Source organism: Mycobacterium sp. 1164985.4 (assembly GCF_001668575.1).
GTDB lineage: Bacteria > Actinomycetota > Actinomycetes > Mycobacteriales > Mycobacteriaceae > Mycobacterium.
On record NZ_LZMD01000108.1, the window covers coordinates 17,282 to 34,373 of the forward strand.

Below are 17,092 nucleotides of genomic sequence, written 5' to 3' on the forward strand. Positions count from 1 at the left end.
GGCGGCTCAACCGCTAAATCAGTTCGACCGACCTCTTGGCCAGCCCCATCCAGTAGCCGTCGATCACCTGTCGCGTCCGCCGGCCGGGGTCGTCCGACGTGCCCAGCGCGACGAACAGGGGCGACCAGTGCTCGATCGTCGGATGCGCGTACGGCATGCCCGGCGCGCGGTGTCGGAAGTCGATCAGCGCGTCGACGTCACCCGCAGCGAACGCCTCGGCGGCCCACAGGTCGAACTCCGTCGACCAGTGCGGCGGCTCCGCGGCCGGCGACGGGTCGTCCAGGAACGGCAGCCCGTGCGTGGTGAAGCCGGATCCGATGATCAGCACGCCCTCGTCGCGCAACGGCCGCAGCCGCTCGCCCAGTGTCAGCAGCGCCTGCGGGTCGAGCGTCGGCATCGAGATCTGCAGCACCGGGGTGTCGGCGTCGGGGTACATGACGGTCAGCGGAACGTAGGCGCCGTGGTCGAGCCTGCGGTCGGGATCGTGACGCACCGGCTGGTCGGACACCAGCGCCTCGACGGCCGCGGCCAGGTCGACGGCGCCCGGCGCGTCATAGGTGGTCTGGTAGTAGCGGTCCGGGAAGCCCCAGAAGTCGTAGGTCAGCGGGGCCTGCGATGACGTCGACCCGATCGTGAGCGGCGCGGACTCCCAGTGCGCCGACACCACCAGGATCGCCGCCGGCCGCGGCAACTCTGTCGCCCACGCCGCCAGCTGGCTCACCCACAACTCGTCGTCGACGAGCGGCGGCGCGCCGTGGGAGAGGAACAGCGCGGGAAGCGAATCGGTCATACGCCGAGTGTTCCCCGTCAGCCGTTAGGTTGTATGCATGAGTCAAACGGTGCGCGGAGTGATCTCACGCAAGAAGGGTGAGCCAGTCGAGGTCGTGGACGTCGTGATCCCCGACCCCGGTCCGGGTGAGGTGGTGGTCGACATCATCGCGTGCGGGGTCTGCCACACCGACCTGACCTACCGCGAGGGCGGCATCAATGACGAGTTCCCTTTCCTGCTGGGCCATGAGGCCGCGGGCACCGTCGAGTCCATCGGCGTCGGGGTCACCAACGTCGAACCCGGCGACTTCGTGATCCTGAACTGGCGCGCGGTATGCGGCCAGTGCCGGGCCTGCAAGCGCGGTCGTCCGCACCTGTGTTTCAACACCCACAACGCGGCGCAGAAGATGACGCTGACCGACGGCACGGAGCTGACGCCGGCGCTGGGCATCGGCGCGTTCGCCGACAAGACGCTCGTGCACGAAGGCCAATGCACCAAGGTCGATCCCGCCGCCGACCCTGCCGTGGCCGGGCTGCTGGGCTGCGGCGTGATGGCGGGCCTGGGCGCCGCGGTCAACACCGGCGCCGTCGGTCGCGACGACACGGTCGCGGTGATCGGCTGCGGCGGCGTCGGCGACGCGGCGATCGCGGGTGCGCGACTGGTCGGTGCCAAACGCATCATCGCCGTCGATACCGACAACAAGAAGCTGGATTGGGCGCGCGACTTCGGCGCGACCCACACCATCAACGCCCGCGAACTCGACCCGGTGGAGACCATCCAGGACCTCACCGACGGGTTCGGCGCCGACGTGGTGATCGACGCTGTCGGCAGACCCGAGACCTGGAAGCAGGCGTTCTACGCCAGAGACCTGGCCGGAACCGTTGTGCTGGTAGGCGTTCCGACACCCGACATGACACTGGAGATGCCGCTGATCGACTTCTTCTCCCGCGGCGGTTCGCTGAAGTCGTCGTGGTACGGCGACTGCCTGCCCGAACGCGACTTCCCCACGCTGATCAGCCTCTACCTGCAGGGGCGGCTGCCGCTGGACAAGTTCGTCACTGAACGCATCGGCATCGACGACGTCGAGGAGGCGTTCCACAAAATGCACGGCGGCTCCGAAACAGACCCGGTGCTCCGATCGGTGGTGGTGTTGAAATGAACGGCGGACCGATCGGCCGGGTGGTCACGCACGGCACCTTCGAACTCGACGGCGGCAGTTGGGAAGTCGACAACAATATCTGGATCGTCGGCGACGACTCCGAGGTGATCGTCTTCGACGCGGCGCACGACGCGGGACCGATCGTCAACGCCGTCGGCGGCAGGCATGTGGTGGCGGTCGTCTGCACGCACGGGCACAACGACCATGTGACTGTTGCGCCCGAGCTGGGCCGGGCGCTCGACGCCCCGGTGCTGATGCATCCCGCCGACGATGTGCTGTGGCGAATGACGCACCCGGACAGCGACTTCCGCACCGTCGCCGACGGCGACACCCTGCGGGTGGCGGGCACCGAGCTTCGCGCCCTGCACACCCCGGGCCACTCGCCGGGTTCGGTGTGCTGGCATGCGCCCGAGCTGAACGCGGTGTTCTCCGGTGACACCCTGTTCCAGGGCGGTCCCGGCGCAACCGGCCGGTCGTACTCGGACTTCCCCACGATCCTGGCGTCGATCTCCGGGCGGTTGGGCAAGCTGCCCGGCGAGACCGTGGTCTACACCGGACACGGCGACTCGACGACCATCGGCGACGAGCTCGTCAACTACGACGAGTGGGTGGCCCGCGGGCACTAATCCCCTCGCGAGCTGGGGCCCCATTTGAGGATCCGGCGCTTTTCCGCCTCGAACTCGTCCTGGCTCAACGCACCCGAATCCCGAAGTGCGGCCAGCTGCTTCAACTGCTCGAGCCGCACGCCCGACTCGTTCGGCTGGTGGGCGGACGAGGGCGTCGACACCGCGTGGAGCCTCGGTGGCCCGTCCACGTCGACGACCTCCTCCGGCGCGAGAGGTCGCGCGGCCTTGGCCGATCGAGCCGACCAGAACAGCGCGACGATGAGCCCGAGCAGTCCGAGCGCGGCCGACCCGCCGAAGGCCCACGCCAGCCAGCCGTATGTGGTTCCGTGTCCGAAGGCGAGCCGCGGGTTGATGTATCCGTTGACGCTGCCGTCGGTCGAGACGCGATAGGTACCTGCCTCGGCGATCTGCGCGACCCAGATCCGCACATGTGTGTCGCTGTTCACGGTGGTTGTCCCACCGATACTTTCGGTCACCGCCGGATCGGCGGCCCCGTCGGGTGCGTCGATGTTGACGCTGATCGCCGGGATCGGGAACCCACTCGTCGGCTGGCCGGTGGTCAGGGTTCGGAAACTGACGGTCACCTCGCCCGCGGGCAACTCGATGTTCTCGGCGCCCGGAATCGGAACCTCGCCGTAGGCGTCGAAATCGTCGAGCACGAACGCGTTGAGCACCAGGCTGACGATGAAACCGGCGACGGAGACCACGAGCGTCAACACGGAGACGACGACGGCGACGCGCGGGCCTGTCCTTCCGCTCATGGGCAGAGTTTGACACGGCCTGCGTGCGCGCGGCGTGGTGTTGCGCTCGATAGGTCGACCTCCGTCGGCGTCGGCGGCCAACGAGGACTACCGTCGGAGAGGACCGAATCTGTTGTCCGCACGTCACGGAGGTCGCGATGCCCGAGTCCAGCATCGTCGTGCGGCCCGAGCCGATGGAGAGCGGGTCGTACACGGCCGGTTCGCGTCTACAGGCCGCCGGCCTACAGGGCGCGATCAAGCTCTTCGAGGAGGCGGCCGCGGCCGTACCGGTCCCGCGGCTCCCACAACCGTTCGTCATCGCCGACTACGGCGCGTCGACCGGTCACAACTCGCTGTTGCCGATCTGCGCCGCAATCGCGGTGCTGCGCAAGCGGACCCGTACCGACCAACCCACCCTCGTCGTGCACACCGATGTGCCCGAGAACGACTTCACCGCGCTGTTCCGCACGCTCGCCGAGGATCCGGACACCTATCTGAGCAAGGACTCCGCGGCTTTCGCCTCGGCGATCGGCCGGTCCTTCTACTCGCAGATCATGCCGTCGAGCAGCGTGAACCTCGGGTGGAGTTCCTGGGCGATACATTGGCTCAGCCGTGTCCCGGCGCCGATCCCCGACCATGTGCACGTGGCGTACAGCCGCGACGCGGCCGTGCGCGCCGCGTACGCCAGGCAGGCGGCCACGGACTGGCACGAGTTCATCGCGTTCCGCGGCCGTGAGCTGCGTCGCGGCGGGCGTCTGGTCGTGATGACGACGGCGGTCGACGAGAACGGGGACATAGGTTACCGATCGGTGCTCAACGCGCTCGCCGACGCGATCGGCGAGCTGGCCGCCGAGGGGTCGCTCACGGCCGACGAGGTGCACCGGATGGGTATCCCGATCGTCGGCAGGCGGGAACAGGATTTCTTGGCGCCGTTCGCCCCGAAGGGCCGCTTCGAACAGCTCGAGATCGAGCACCTCGAGATCTTCAACGCCGAGGACCGTTTCTGGCAGCAGTACCAGGTCGACGGCAACGCAACAGCTTTCGGTGCACAGTGGGCGTCGTTCGCCAGAGCGGCGGTGTTCCCCACGCTGGCGACCGCACTCGAGGGTGGTGCCGCCGACCCGCGGTCGGCCCAGTTCTTTGATCGCCTCGAAGCGGGTCTCGCGGCCCGGTTGGCCGCGGCTCCCGAGCAGACCCAGATCCCGATGGCGCACCTGGTGTTGACCAAGCGGCCGAGGACGCCCTGAGCCGTCAGCTCGCGATGCGATCGCGAAATGTGTTGCGGTAGCTCTGCGGCGACACACCGGTCAGTCGCCGGAACTGCTCCCGGAAGTTCGCCGCGGAGGTGAAGCCCACCTCACGCCCGATGCGTTCGACCCCGTGGCCGGTGCTCTCCAACAGCTGCTGCGCGTGCCGGATGCGCACGCCGGTCAGCCACTGCATCGGCGTCTGCCCCGTCTCGGCCTGGAAGCGCCGGTTGAGTGTGCGCACGCTGAGCGCCGCGTGCGCCGCCAGGTCGTGCAGTGTCAGGTCGCGGTGTGCGTTGTGTTCGATCCACGCCAGCAGATCGTCGAGCGTGGTCTGCTCGGCAATGCTGTTGACCACCGGGCGGTTTCGGACGATGAACTGGGCCTGGCCGCCGCTGCGGTGCAGCGGGGCGACCGCCATGCGGGCCGCGTCCGCGGCGACCGAGCTGCCGTGGTCGAGTGCCACCATGTGCAGGCACAGGTCGAGCCCGGCGGACGCCCCCGCCGATGTGAGCATGTCGCCCTCGTCGACGTAGAGGACGTCGGGATCGAGCTGCACATTCCGATACCGCGCGCGGAACAGATCGGCGGCCGCCCAGTGCGTGGTGGCGCGCCTGCCGTCCAGCAGCCCGGCCTCCGCGAGGGCGAACGCCCCCGTGCAGATCGAGGCGATCCGCGCTCCCCTGCGGTGCGCGGATCTCAGCGCGTCGACGAGCGCGTCGGGCGACGGGGTGTCCAGGTCGTTGCAGCCAGGCACCACGATGGTGTCGGCGCGCCGAAGGTCGCCGATGCCGTGGTCGCTCGCGATGGCGAGCGGACCCGCGGTGACGACCGGGGCCGTCCCGCACACGATGACGCGGTAGCCCGGCTCCCCGGACGGCAACCGGACGCGGCCGAACACCTCGACCGCCGTCCCCAGATCGAACGCGATGGTGTCGGGCAGCGCGACGACGGCGACCGTGTGCATGTCGCCACCCTAACAGCCGAGTGGCAATTCTTACGCGTACCGCCGAGATCTTGCCATCACGGGTTCATCTCGTATGCGCCGTCGTAGGCCTTCACCCGCTCCCACACCCGGTCGAACCGCGCGGCGTCGTGCTGCGGCGCGCGGATCGCGCCGAGCGCCCACGACTGCTGATCCGCCGTCGCGGTCGGCTTGCCATGCAGCGCAACGGCATAGGAGTTGAAGTCGCGGATCTGGAAGTCGAAGATCTGGTCGATCAGATCGCGGTCGAGGTCGGTCAGCGCGGCCTGCTCGAGGATCAGCTGACCGTAGACGATCAGCGAGAACAGGTGGCCGACGTTAAGCAGGAAGTCGAGGTCCTTCTGCTGGTCGGCGTCGGGTGCGGCGGTCAGCAGCAGGTCGCGGAACGCTCTGGCCTGGTCGTAGAACACCGCGACGTTCGGGGCGTCGAGGGCTCGCTCGTACACCGGCGTCCAGTCGGCGAACTGCACTCTGCCCGCTCCGCGGGTCGGTCCCTGGTTCCAGAAGAACGTGTCGTCGGCGGCGTCGGCGCGAGTCGGGATCTCCGGATACTGCGCGGGGTTGAGCATGTAGTTCGGCATGAACTTCAGCACCAGGCCCACGTTGACGTGCACGGTGCCCTCGAGGCGGGGCAGGGTCCCGATGAGCTGGGCGACCTCGCGGAACATCGTGTTCTTCTCATAACCCTTGGCGGCGATGACGTCGTGCAACGCGCGCAGCACGGCCTCGCCCTCCATCGTCACCTTGGCCTTGGTCATCGGGTTGAACAGCAGATAGCGCCGATCGTCGAGGCTGGCGCTGCGGAAGTAGTCGACGGCGCGCGCGCTGAACAGTTTCATCGCGACCAACCGGGAGTATGCGTCGACGAAATTCGCTCGCACGTGCGAGAAGTCGGTGACGGGGTTGCCGTAGAGGATGCGGTTCTGCGCGTGGGTGATCGCCTCGTAGAACGCGTGCTCGGTCATCCCGATCGAACAGGTGCACAGGTTGAACTTGCCGACGTTGACCGTATTCAGCGCGGCGGCAAAGGCTTCCACGCCGGTGTGCAGGATGTCCTCTTCGCGTACCGGGTAGTTCTCGAGCCGGAACGTGCTCACGTAGATCTGCATGTGCACGACGTTGTCGATCAGGTGGTAGTCCTCGTGGCGACTGTCGACGGCGAAGAACACATACCCTTCCCCGGCGTCCGCCTCACTAATGTCTCCGCGCCGGCCGAACACCGACACCATGCTGGCGACGTTGCCATTGCCGATGTAGTACTTCTCTCCGGTGGCGCGGTACAGAATCCCGTTGGCGCGATCCTCCTCGCTTGCGGGTGTGAGCACCATGTCGGTGTTGTAGACATCGGCGCCATGGGCTCGCTCGGACAGCCCGAAGGCCATCACCTCGCCCGCTTCTAGATCGTCGGCAGCCCGCAGCTTGGCGTTCTTGTTCTCGCTCTGCCAGATCGGCCCGAGGCCGAGGATGGTGACCTGTTCGGTGTACCAGTACGTCAGCCCGTAGAAGCCGAGGATCTCCGACAGCGCTGCGTTGCGGGCGGCGTCCCACCGCTTGTTCGGATCACCGCCGGCGAACTCCGCCGGCGTCAGGAACGTGGCGAACAGTCTTTCGCGACTGACGAATTCGATGAAGTCCGCGGGCCAGTGGGCGGACAGGTCGTCGTCGAGAATGCGTTTCTTGCCGAGGCCCTCGAAGAAGTCGATGGTCGCGCGCAGCAGCCTGCGGGTCTCGGTGTCGAACTGTTGCGGATCGTACGTGTGCGGGTTGAACAACAAGCCGTCCGTCTGCGTCATTGCGCAAGCGTAGGGCGCGGATCGGCGCTACGGAGCCGGTTGACCGGGCAGCTGCGGGGCCGGCACCCACGGAAGACCGGGGATGGTCGGGTACGGCGCCGTCGGGCTCCACGGCGGCGGCTGAGTGGTCGGCGGCGGCTCCGTCGCGGCGGGCGGCGGCTCGGATGTCGGCGGCGGCGGCTCCGACGTCGGCGGCGGCGGCTCCGGCGACGGAGGGGGCGGTTCGGGCGACTGGGGCGCCTCGGTGACCGTCCGGGTCGCTGGCGGAGGCGGCTGGTAGACCGTCTGCGGAGCCTGTGTCGCCGGCGGGGGCGGCTCGGCGGTGGTCGTCGTCGTGGGTGGCGGGGTGACCGTCGGCGGCGTGGTGGTCGATGCGGGCGCGGGCGCGGACTCGTCGCCGGACATCACCCACACCACCGCCGCCACCAGCGCGGCCAATACCACGAGGACTCCGCCCGCGAGTGGGACCGCAGGATTGCGGTACCAGGGGACCGGGCGCTGCGGCACGTCGTCCCAGGACTCTTCCTCGAACTGCATCTGCGGACGCACGTCGGCCGCGGCGGGAGACGAATAGTCATAGGGGTCGGTGGCCATGGCCTCGGGCACATCGGGCACATCGTCGGCGTCTGACCACGCCAAGGCTCCGAACGACCCCGACTGTGGAGGTGCCTCATCGCCCTGGGCGCCGAGTTCGGGGGCCATCGCGGTCGCGGCCGCGGCGGCCGCGGCGGCGCCGGGAGCCGCGGACATCGCCGTCATGCCCTCTTCGACGGTGCCCCTGACCGCGGCCAGCCCGCCGCCCTCGGCCGCGGACAGTTCGGGATGGGCGGACGTGATGACCGGCGCCCGGAACCGCTCCGAGAGCGTGGTGGTGATGACCGGGATACGCGCGCCACCACCCACCGACGCCACGGCGGCGAGCTCTCGAACACCGTTGCGCTGCAACGTGTCCTGCAGAACATCGGTGAAACCCGCGAGTGGCCCGCGCAGCGCCTCGTCGAGTTCGGTGCGGGTGAGTCGCACGTCGCTGCGGTGCCCAGGGAGTTCGGCGACCAACGACGTGAATGCCGCGGTCGACAGCCGCTCCTTGGCCCCGCGGCACTGCGAACGCAGCCGCGACAGCGATCCGATCGCCGAGGTGCTCGACAGGTCGACGGCGCCGGCCGCCGACAGGTCCTCGATGACGTGGGTCAGCAGCGCCTGGTCGACCAGGTCACCGGACAGGTCGTGGTGGCGGACGGTCTCGCCGATCTGCGCGTAGCCGTTGTCCGCGTCGAACAGGCTCACGCTGGTGCCGGTCCCGCCGAAGTCGCAGAGCGCGATGACGCCGCGGGCGGGCACCCCCGGCTCATTTTTGAGCGAGGTCAGCGCGGCCACCGCATCGGAGACGACGGGCGCGGGCTGGGGCCGCTGGAACTCGGGAATCGCGGCCAGGGCACCGCGCAGGGCGTCGACCGAGGCTGGCCGCCAGTGCGCCGGATGCGTCACCGCGATCTGGCCGACGGGACTGCGCCCACCCCCGACCGCGTGCAGCATTGCGCGCAGGGCGTCGGCGAGCACGACTTCGGCCTTGTGACTGGTGCCGTCGGCGGCCACGATGCCGACCGGATCCCCGACGCGGTCGACGAAATCGGTCAGTATCAGACCGCGTTCGTTCAGGTTACGGTTTTCGCTGGGCACGCCGACCTCGGGCGGCCGGTGGGGAAACAGGGTCAGCACCGGTGACCGGGTCAGGGCGGCCCTGCCCACGACGACGGCCGCCAGATTGGTGGCGCCGACCGAGAGCCCTACGCCGTCAGCCATCAGCGGATGGTGCCTGCGCCCGGAATCAAAGGCAAATCGAGCGCCGTCACCCAGCCGGGTGAGAGTTCGTTGACGGCGGGCACGGCGTTGAGGGCGCGCAGGCCGGTCGCCAGGCAACCGGCCGCGGCGGCGTCGCGACCGGAGCCGTCGGTGAACCGGAACGCCGTCTCCTGGAAGATGCTCGGCGTGCCCTCGATGTCGACGCGGTAGACGTCGTTCTCGTTGCCCGACGGCCAGTCGGGTGCCGCGTCGTTGCCGATGCGGTTGACGTGTTCGAGCTGGATCCGCGTCTCGCCCTGGTACACGCCGTTGATGGTGAACCGCACGGCCGCGACGCTCCCGGGCGCGATGACTCCCTTCGCGGTCTTGCGTTCGGTCGGCGTGACCCACTTGTCCCATGTCGTGGTGATCTCGTCGAGCATGATCCCCGCGGCATGCGCGATCATCGGAACTGTTGCGCCCCAGGCGAATATCAGAATGTCGGGGTTCTCCAGCAGTGGCCGGTACTCGGGCGGTTTGCCGATACCCATCTCGCGGTCGTAGTCGCCCTCGTAGTTCGTGTAGTCCAGCAGTTCGGAGGCGCGGACCTTGCGGACCTCCGAACACAGTCCCATCAGCGTCATCGGGAACAGGTCGTTGGCGAATCCGGGGTCGATGCCGGTGGTCAGGCACGACGACTCGCCGAGTTCACAAGCCTCGGTGATGGGTTCGATCCAGTTCGGCGGATTGAGGTGCATGGTCGGCCAGATCCACGGCGTCATCGCGGTCGAGCAGACGTCGATGCCGGCCCGCAAAAACCGGGTGATCAGCGCGATGTTGTCGTCGGCGTGATTGGCGGTCGGTCCGTAGTGCACCAACGCATCGGGTTCGAGCGCGATCAGTGCGTCGACGTCGTCGGTCGCGGTCAACCCCAGCGGGGCACCCAGCCCGCAGATCTCGCCGACGTCGCGGCCCACCTTGTCCGGGTTGCTCACCCCGACGCCGACCAGCTCGAACAGCGGGTGTTTGACGATCTCGGGGATCACCATCTTGCCCACGAAGCCGGTACCCCAGACCACTACGCGTTTGGCGCCAGAATCCCGAAATCGCCCAGCCACTGTTCGCCTTCCACTCTGCCCCGCACTACACCATAGGGCGCGCACCGCCCGAACGGATCGGCCGTTACAGATTGATCGGATCGGGCGGCGGCACCGTCCTGGTGCTGTCTTTGAGCGCGGCCTTGAACTGCATCGTGCGATAGGGCCAGCCCGTGGCCGTATTCCACTGCGAGACAACCAATCCGACGCCTCCGTCGATGTCGAAGCGCGACCCGGGCAGCAGGTAGCCGCCGTAGAGCTGGGCGACCCGGCTGCCGAAATGGTCTTCGCCGTCCCAGCCCGATCCGAGGACGGGCATCTGGATCGGGGTGGTGTGCATGTTCGCCACCGGCGAGGACACGACCCGGTAACCGAGCGCGTACTTCGAGGCGAGGAAACCGCCCAGCACCCACTTTCCGGGCGCGATACGCCGAAAGGCGAGCTCGCCCCAGCGCTCCTCGACGGGGGTGATCGGCGTCGCGGACGTCCCCCACGACCACCGTGTCCCGTCGAAACCCCAACTGAGATAACGCCTCCGGTCGCCGATGTGCTCGGGGCGCACCCGCATGAGCACGATGCCCTTGTCGCGTCGAAAGCCGGTGGCCGCCACGTACACCCAGCCGTCGTCCGGGTCGTGATCCCATGCCCAGCACTGAGCGTGGCCGTTGTGCAGGTCCGCGGGGAACTTCGCCCTCTCCCCCAAGTGCGTCCAGCTCACCCCGCTGTCGCGAGATCGCCAGATCTCGGTCCATACGACGGTGCCGAAGCCGCGGTTGACGATGGCGTGCAGGTACATGTCGCCGCCGACGGTCAGCAGGTCCGACGGGATCACGGTGCTGATACCGCCGCGACTCCAGCCGGATCCCGCGTCGTCGTGCTCGTAGCGCCACAGTTGGCGCGCGTAGTCCGGGTCGCTGCCGCCGGCCCGTTCATAGACGATCGGATGGTCCGCGTCGCCGGTGCCGATCAGGATGACCGGTGAGCGCCAGTCTCCCTCCCCGACTCGGGTGCCGGAGAAGGTGTCGCCGAACACCGACACCAGCTTGCCGTTCGGAGCGTTCACCGACGCGCCGAGGTCGGTGCAGGTGACCCCCCATCGATCGGTCAGGCCGGGACCGGTCAGGTCGAGGGCCTTGCCGTTGAGAAGCGGCAGCCGTGCCCGCCCGGTCGGTTCGAGCGAGCGCCCGGCCGCACGGCCGATCGACGGATCGTCAGGCACCTAGAAGCAGCGGCGCAGTCCGCCGGGCTCGCAGATCAGCGGATACGGCGTGACCGGGATGGCCAGGGGCTGCTTGAACGTCAGCGTCAGCGGCAGTTCGACCATGCCGGGCTGCTCACCGCAGACCGCGTCGTGGATGATCCTGACCCGGCCCTGGAGGGTGGACCCGTTGAACGAATAGATCTCTTTCTGCAACGCGGTGCTGCCGTCGGGGCAGTTGCGGATCGAGTCGAAGGTGTTCGACTTGAACGTCCAGTCGCCGCCGACCATGTCGGCCTCGGCGCCACCGCGGCCGGCCGGCGTGACCTTCAGCCGGCAGCCGACCGGCAGGATCAGCGGCTCGCGCAGGTCGCCCACGGTCGGCACGCAGATCGGGAAGATCTCCCAGGTGGTCTCGGCCTGACCGGCGATCTTGACGGTGTAGACCCCTTCGGGGGTGTCGGGAGACTTGACGTCGCCCTGGCCGGCGGCGACGCCGACGGCACCGAACACCAGCGCAAGGATGAACGCGGCGAGGCCCAGCGTCCCCGCGATCGTCTTGGTCACCTCGTGCCCCTTCAGCCGTCTACGGTGGTTCGAGTATCTCAGTGTGCACGGGGCGTCGTCACCGCTTTCCCCGGCTCCGGGTTTTGATGATCACGAACGCCGGGTAGAGCCGACGGGCAACGACGACGCACGCGATCGGCGGGTGAGGGCATGAAGCGACTGGTGGCGTGGATCGCCATCATGGCCGTGACCGCGCTGGCGGGCTGCTCCACCGGGCGGGGCGTCGATCTCGGCGACTCGTCGAACAACCTCGTCGCCGCGATCTCCGGCGAGCCAGACCAGCTCGACCCGCACAAGACCAGCGCGTACTTCTCGTTCGAGGTTCTCGAGAACATCTTCGACACGCTGGTCGAGCCGGACGCCGGCCTGGAGATGCGGCCGGCCCTCGCGACGTCGTGGGAGGTGAGCCCCGATCAGTTGTCGTGGATGTTTCATCTGCGACCGGGCGTGACGTTTCACGACGGCAGCCCGTTCACCGCCGACGACGTCGTGTACTCGTATCGGCGGATCATCGACGAGCAGTTGGCCAACGTCGACAAGTTCAGCGCGGTCACCGATGTGCGGGCTGTCGACCCGATGACGGTGGTGATCCGGGTCAAGCACCCGACGCCGAACCTGTTGACCAACATCGGCGGGTTCAAGGGCATGGCGATCGTGCAGCGCCGCAACGTCGAAAGCGGTCAGCTCGCCACTCATCCGGTGGGCACCGGGCCGTTCGCGTTCCGGTCGCAGAAGAGCGGCGACTCCATCACCCTGACGGCGAATCCGTCCTACTGGGGCGGCGAACCGAAGGTGGCGGGCGTGACGTTCCGCTTCATCTCCGAACCGTCGACCGCCCTGTCGGCGCTGCAGGCCGGTGAAATCGATTGGACCGACTCGATTCCGACGCAGCGGGTGGCGCAGCTCCGCGACGACGACTCGCTACACCTCGCGGTGACCGCGAGCAACGACTACTGGTATCTCGCGCTCAACGAAGCCCACAAACCATGGGACGACGTGCGGGCGCGCCAGGCCGTCGCGTACGGCATCGACCGCTCCGCCATCGTGCAGGCCACCAGCTACGGCACAGCGACCGGCAACCAGCTCGCCATCCCCGAGGGCAACCCGTGGTACACCGCCTATGACCGCTACCGCTACGACACCGACGCTGCGCGACGGCTTCTCGACGAGGCGGGCGTTGGCGACGTCGACCTCGACATGCTGGTCACCAGCGAGTACCCCGAGACCGTGACCGCGGCCCAGGTCATCGCCGATAACCTTGCGCCGCTGGGCATCACGGTCAAGATCCGCACCGTCGACTTCGCGACCTGGCTCGACGAGCAGAACTCCGGACGCTTCGACATGTTGATGATGGGCTGGCTCGGCAACATCGACCCCGACGACTTCTACTACGCCCAACACCACACCAACGGAACCAGCAACGCCCAGAAGTTCTCCAATCCGGAGGTCGACCGCCTGCTGGATGCGGGCCGCGTCGAGACGAACCGGCAGGCCCGCTTCGACGATTACCGGCGCGCGGCGACGATCATCGCCGACGAGGTCAGCTACATCTACCTCTACAACCCGTCGGTGATCCAGGCGTGGGTGACCAAGCTGTCCGGCTACGAGGCCCGCCGGGACGGCGCCGTGCGGTTCCGCACCGCGACCCTCACCGGAGCCGAAAAGTCGTGACGCGCCTGCTGACTCATCCGATCGTGCGGTTTCTCGCGCGCCGGCTGGTGTATTCGGCGGTGGTGCTGCTCGGGGTGCTCGTCGTGAGCTTCGCGCTAGTGCATCTGGTCCCCGGCGATCCGGTGCGCATCGCGTTGGGAACCCGCTACACGCCGCAGGCCTACGAGGCGTTGCGGTCGGCGAGCGGGCTGGACAAGCCGATCGTCGAGCAGTTCTTCGCCTACATCGGCAAGGCGCTGACCGGCGACCTCGGAGTCAGCTTCCGCAACGGCGATCCGGTGACACAGATCCTTCTCGAAAGGCTGCCCGCCACGGCGTCGTTGGCGGCCGTCGGGATCGTGATCGCGCTGCTGATCGCCATCCCGGCCGGGATCTGGTCGGCCCTGCACGAAGGCAGGATCAGCGACGCGATCGTGCGGGTGGGCAGCCAGTTCGGCGTGTCGATCCCCGACTTCTGGATGGGCATCCTGCTCATCGCGCTGTTCGCCTCGACGCTGCACTGGCTGCCCACGTCGGGATACCGGCCGTTGTTCGACGATCCGGGCGGGTGGTTGCGCCATCTGGTGTTGCCGGCATTGACCGTCGGGTTGGTGGCGGGTGCCATCATGACGCGCTATGTCCGCTCGGCGGTGCTCGAGGTCGCGGGGATGGGCTATGTGCGCACCGCGCGCTCGAAAGGGCTTGCGCCGCGGGTGGTCACGCTGCGCCACACCGTCCGCAACGCATTGATCCCGGTGCTGACCATCACCGGCATTCAGCTGGCCACCATCTTGTCGGGGGTCATCGTCGTCGAGGTCGTGTTCGCCTGGCCCGGCCTGGGCCGGCTGGTCTACAACGCCGTGGCCGGACGCGACTACGCGGTCATCCAGGGCACGGTGCTGTTGATCGCGGCGTTGTTCCTGTTGATCAACCTGATCGTGGACGTGCTCTACGCCGTCGTGGACCCGAGGATCCGGCTGTCATGACGGCTCCTGCCAGGGTGTCGTCGCTGCGGCTGCTGATGGCCAACCCGGTCACCGTGGTGAGCACCGGCCTGCTCCTGCTGATCGCGTTCGTCGCCGTCACCGCCAATTGGATTGCGCCGTACGAGATCAACGACGTCGACGTACCGAACGCGTTGCGCCCGCCCAGCGGATCGCACTGGTTCGGCACCGACGAACTGGGCCGCGACGTGTTCTCCCGTGTGTTGGTGGCCACGCAGGCGTCGATGCGGGTTGCGGTCGTCAGCGTTGCGTTCGCCGCGGTCGTCGGCGTGACGGTCGGCCTTGTGTCGGGGTATCGCGGCGGTTGGCTCGACACCGTCTTCATGCGCGTCGTGGACGTGATGTTCGCATTTCCCGTATTGCTTCTCGCGCTCGCGGTGGTTGCAATTCTCGGTCCGGGGGTGACGACGACGATCCTGGCGATCGGCATCGTGTACACGCCGATCTTCGCGAGGGTGTCGCGGGCCAGCACGATGAGTGTGCGTGTGGAACCGTTCGTTTCGGTGTCACGCAGCATGGGCACCGGGCACCCGTACATCCTCGGTCGGCACATCCTGCCGAACATCGCCGGCCCGCTGGTGGTGCAGACATCGCTGTCGTTGGCGTTCGCGATCTTGTCCGAGGCCGCACTGTCATTCCTGGGGTTGGGGATTCAGCCGCCGCAGCCGTCGCTGGGGCGGATGATCTTCGATTCGCAGGGTTTCGTGACGATGGCGTGGTGGATGGCGGTCTTCCCGGGCGCCGCGATCTTCGTCGCGGTGCTGGCCTTCAACCTGTTGGGCGACGGTCTGCGCGACGTGCTCGATCCCCGGCAGCGCACGATGATCGAGGCCCGAAGGAAGCAATGAGCGATCCGGTGTTGAGCGTGCGCGACCTGCGGGTGAGCATCGGCCGCCGGGAGATCGTGCACGGCGTCTCGTTCGACGTGCACCGCGGGCAGACGTTGGGCATCGTCGGCGAGTCCGGTTCGGGCAAGTCGATGACCGTGCTGGCCGCGACGGGCCTGCTCGACGCGCCCGGCGCGAGCGTCACCGGAACCAGCACGCTGACAACCGAATCCGCCCACACCGAGCTGGTCGGTGCGTCGGACCGGGTGCTGCGCAGCGTGCACGGCGGTTCGATCGGGTTCGTGTTCCAGGATCCGGGGACGTCGCTGAACCCGCTGTTGACGCTGGAGCGGCAGATCACGGAATCGCTTGAGGCGCACCGCCAAATGACGCGGCGGCAGGCGCGGGGCCGGGCGCTCGAACTGCTGGAGGCGGTCGGGCTGCCGGATCCGGAGACGCGGTTGCGCGCGTATCCGCATCAGCTCTCGGGCGGACAGAAGCAGCGTGTGATGATCGCGATCGCGATGGCGTGCGATCCCGCCCTGCTGGTCGCCGACGAACCGACGACCGCCCTGGATGTGACCACCCAGGCGCAGATCGTCGACCTGATCGCCGAGTTGCAGCGCGACTTCGGCACCGCGGTGGTCTGGATCAGCCACGACCTCGGCGTGATCGGCCAGGTGGCCGAGGACGTCACGGTGCTGCGCGGCGGCGAGGCGGTCGAACAGGCCTCGATCACAGACGTTTTCGATCGACCCCGCCATGAGTACACCCGCGAGTTGCTCGCCGCGCGCCCGCTCGTCGGGCGTCCCGGGCCGCCACCGGTGCCGGACGCGCCGGTGCTTCTCGACGTGAACGGCCTCGACGTGCGGTTCGAGGTCAGCACGCCGGTCGGCAAGTCGACCGTGCACGCCGTCAAGGACCTGTCGTTCCAGATCCGGCAGGGCACCACGCTGGGCCTCGTCGGCGAGTCGGGTTCGGGCAAGTCGACCGTGGCGTCCGCGCTCACGGGCCTGGTCCGGCCCGACGCCGGCAGCGCGACGATCGGCGACTCCGACGTGTTCGGCGTCCGCGGGTCTGCGGAGAAGGCGCTGCGCAGGCGCATCGGGCTGGTGTTCCAGGACCCGTTCTCGTCGGTGAACCCGCGAGCCCGCGTCGGCTCGGCGATCGGCGAGCCGCTGATCGTGCACCGGCTCGCGAAGGGCCGCCGCGGCCGCGCAGCCAGAGTCGCCGAACTGCTCGAATTGGTCGGCCTACCAATGTCGTTCGCGTCGCGCTATCCGCACGAGCTGTCGGGCGGTGAACGCCAGCGGGTCAGCATCGCCCGCGCCCTTGCCGGTGAACCCGAACTGCTGATCCTCGACGAAGCGACCGCGGCGCTGGACGTCTCGGTGCAGGCCAGGGTGCTCGACCTGCTGGCCGGACTACAGCGCGAGCTGGGACTGACCTACCTGTTCATCGCGCACGACCTCGCGATCGTGCAGCAGGTCAGCCACGACGTGCTCGTGATGCGCGCCGGGGCGGCGGTAGAGTACCGCCCCGCCGACGAGCTGTTCGCCTCGCCGAACGACGGCTACACCCGCGCACTGTTGGCCGCCGTACCTCCGGAGCGTCCCCGCGTCTCGGCCTGACCACCGCATGAGATGGT

General features: G+C 68.3%; 15 protein-coding genes. 7 read left to right on the forward strand and 8 right to left on the reverse strand.

Annotation, left to right across the window (positions count from 1 at the left end; all coding sequences use genetic code 11):
* Nucleotides 1–13: 13 nt before the first annotated feature.
* Entirely contained in the window at nt 14–790 is a 777-nt protein-coding gene (locus A5650_RS23700) for a dioxygenase family protein (RefSeq protein ID WP_067297749.1), read from the reverse strand.
* A gap of 37 nt (nt 791–827) precedes the next feature.
* Here A5650_RS23700 and A5650_RS23705 point away from each other — a divergent pair, with 37 nt between their 5' ends.
* Nucleotides 828–1,928 (forward strand): S-(hydroxymethyl)mycothiol dehydrogenase, encoded by a 1,101-nt coding sequence (locus A5650_RS23705; protein WP_067297752.1) that lies wholly within the window; start codon nt 828–830, stop codon nt 1,926–1,928.
* Nucleotides 1,925–2,554 carry an MBL fold metallo-hydrolase gene (locus A5650_RS23710; protein WP_067297754.1) on the forward strand — a complete coding sequence of 210 codons (630 nt, stop codon included), beginning with the start codon at nt 1,925–1,927 and terminating at the stop codon, nt 2,552–2,554. The genes A5650_RS23705 and A5650_RS23710 overlap by 4 nt, the downstream gene beginning before the upstream one ends.
* On the opposite strand, the gene A5650_RS23715 is transcribed toward A5650_RS23710, so the two are convergent.
* Nucleotides 2,551–3,315, reverse strand: coding sequence for an SHOCT domain-containing protein (locus tag A5650_RS23715; RefSeq protein ID WP_067297756.1), 765 nt, complete (start codon nt 3,313–3,315; stop codon nt 2,551–2,553). The genes A5650_RS23710 and A5650_RS23715 overlap by 4 nt on opposite strands.
* Before the next feature lie 137 nt (nt 3,316–3,452).
* Between A5650_RS23715 and A5650_RS23720 the strand changes: the two genes are divergently transcribed.
* The gene (locus tag A5650_RS23720) at nt 3,453–4,541 is read left to right on the forward strand and encodes a class I SAM-dependent methyltransferase (protein ID WP_067297758.1); all 1,089 of its coding nucleotides are present in this window, start codon (nt 3,453–3,455) and stop codon (nt 4,539–4,541) included.
* 4 nt (nt 4,542–4,545) lie between these two features.
* Here A5650_RS23720 and A5650_RS23725 read toward each other — a convergent pair whose 3' ends face one another.
* From A5650_RS23725 to A5650_RS23750, 6 genes are all read right to left on the reverse strand, one after another.
* The gene (locus A5650_RS23725) at nt 4,546–5,508 is read right to left on the reverse strand and encodes a GlxA family transcriptional regulator (RefSeq protein ID WP_067297761.1); all 963 of its coding nucleotides are present in this window, start codon (nt 5,506–5,508) and stop codon (nt 4,546–4,548) included.
* 56 nt (nt 5,509–5,564) lie between these two features.
* The gene (locus A5650_RS23730; RefSeq protein WP_067297764.1) at nt 5,565–7,319 is read right to left on the reverse strand and encodes an acyl-CoA dehydrogenase family protein; all 1,755 of its coding nucleotides are present in this window, start codon (nt 7,317–7,319) and stop codon (nt 5,565–5,567) included.
* A gap of 27 nt (nt 7,320–7,346) precedes the next feature.
* Nucleotides 7,347–9,122 carry an Hsp70 family protein gene (locus tag A5650_RS23735; protein ID WP_067297767.1) on the reverse strand — a complete coding sequence of 592 codons (1,776 nt, stop codon included), beginning with the start codon at nt 9,120–9,122 and terminating at the stop codon, nt 7,347–7,349.
* Nucleotides 9,122–10,150: an NAD(P)H-dependent amine dehydrogenase family protein gene (locus A5650_RS23740; RefSeq protein WP_067297969.1), complete on the reverse strand. Its 1,029-nt coding sequence runs from the start codon at nt 10,148–10,150 to the stop codon at nt 9,122–9,124. The genes A5650_RS23735 and A5650_RS23740 overlap by 1 nt, the downstream gene beginning before the upstream one ends.
* Before the next feature lie 133 nt (nt 10,151–10,283).
* Complete coding sequence (locus tag A5650_RS23745) at nt 10,284–11,351, reverse strand: glycoside hydrolase family 183 protein (RefSeq protein WP_067297972.1); 1,068 nt, start codon at nt 11,349–11,351, stop codon at nt 10,284–10,286.
* A gap of 66 nt (nt 11,352–11,417) precedes the next feature.
* A complete protein-coding gene (locus A5650_RS23750; protein ID WP_067297771.1) occupies nt 11,418–11,963 on the reverse strand; it encodes a hypothetical protein in 546 nt (181 codons plus the stop codon).
* Nucleotides 11,964–12,113: 150 nt separating this feature from the next.
* Here A5650_RS23750 and A5650_RS23755 point away from each other — a divergent pair, with 150 nt between their 5' ends.
* The 4 genes from A5650_RS23755 to A5650_RS23770 are packed head-to-tail and all read left to right on the forward strand — an operon-like array spanning nt 12,114 to nt 17,075.
* Nucleotides 12,114–13,634, forward strand: a complete 1,521-nt coding sequence (locus A5650_RS23755) for an ABC transporter substrate-binding protein (RefSeq protein ID WP_067297775.1) — start codon at nt 12,114–12,116, stop codon at nt 13,632–13,634.
* Entirely contained in the window at nt 13,631–14,599 is a 969-nt protein-coding gene (locus A5650_RS23760) for an ABC transporter permease (RefSeq protein ID WP_067297779.1), read from the forward strand. Before A5650_RS23755 ends, A5650_RS23760 begins: the two co-directional genes overlap by 4 nt.
* Nucleotides 14,596–15,465, forward strand: a complete 870-nt coding sequence (locus A5650_RS23765) for an ABC transporter permease (RefSeq protein WP_067297782.1) — start codon at nt 14,596–14,598, stop codon at nt 15,463–15,465. The genes A5650_RS23760 and A5650_RS23765 overlap by 4 nt, the downstream gene beginning before the upstream one ends.
* On the forward strand, nt 15,462–17,075 hold the full coding sequence (locus A5650_RS23770; protein ID WP_067297786.1) for a dipeptide ABC transporter ATP-binding protein: 1,614 nt from the start codon (nt 15,462–15,464) through the stop codon (nt 17,073–17,075). The genes A5650_RS23765 and A5650_RS23770 overlap by 4 nt, the downstream gene beginning before the upstream one ends.
* Nucleotides 17,076–17,092 lie beyond the last annotated feature (17 nt).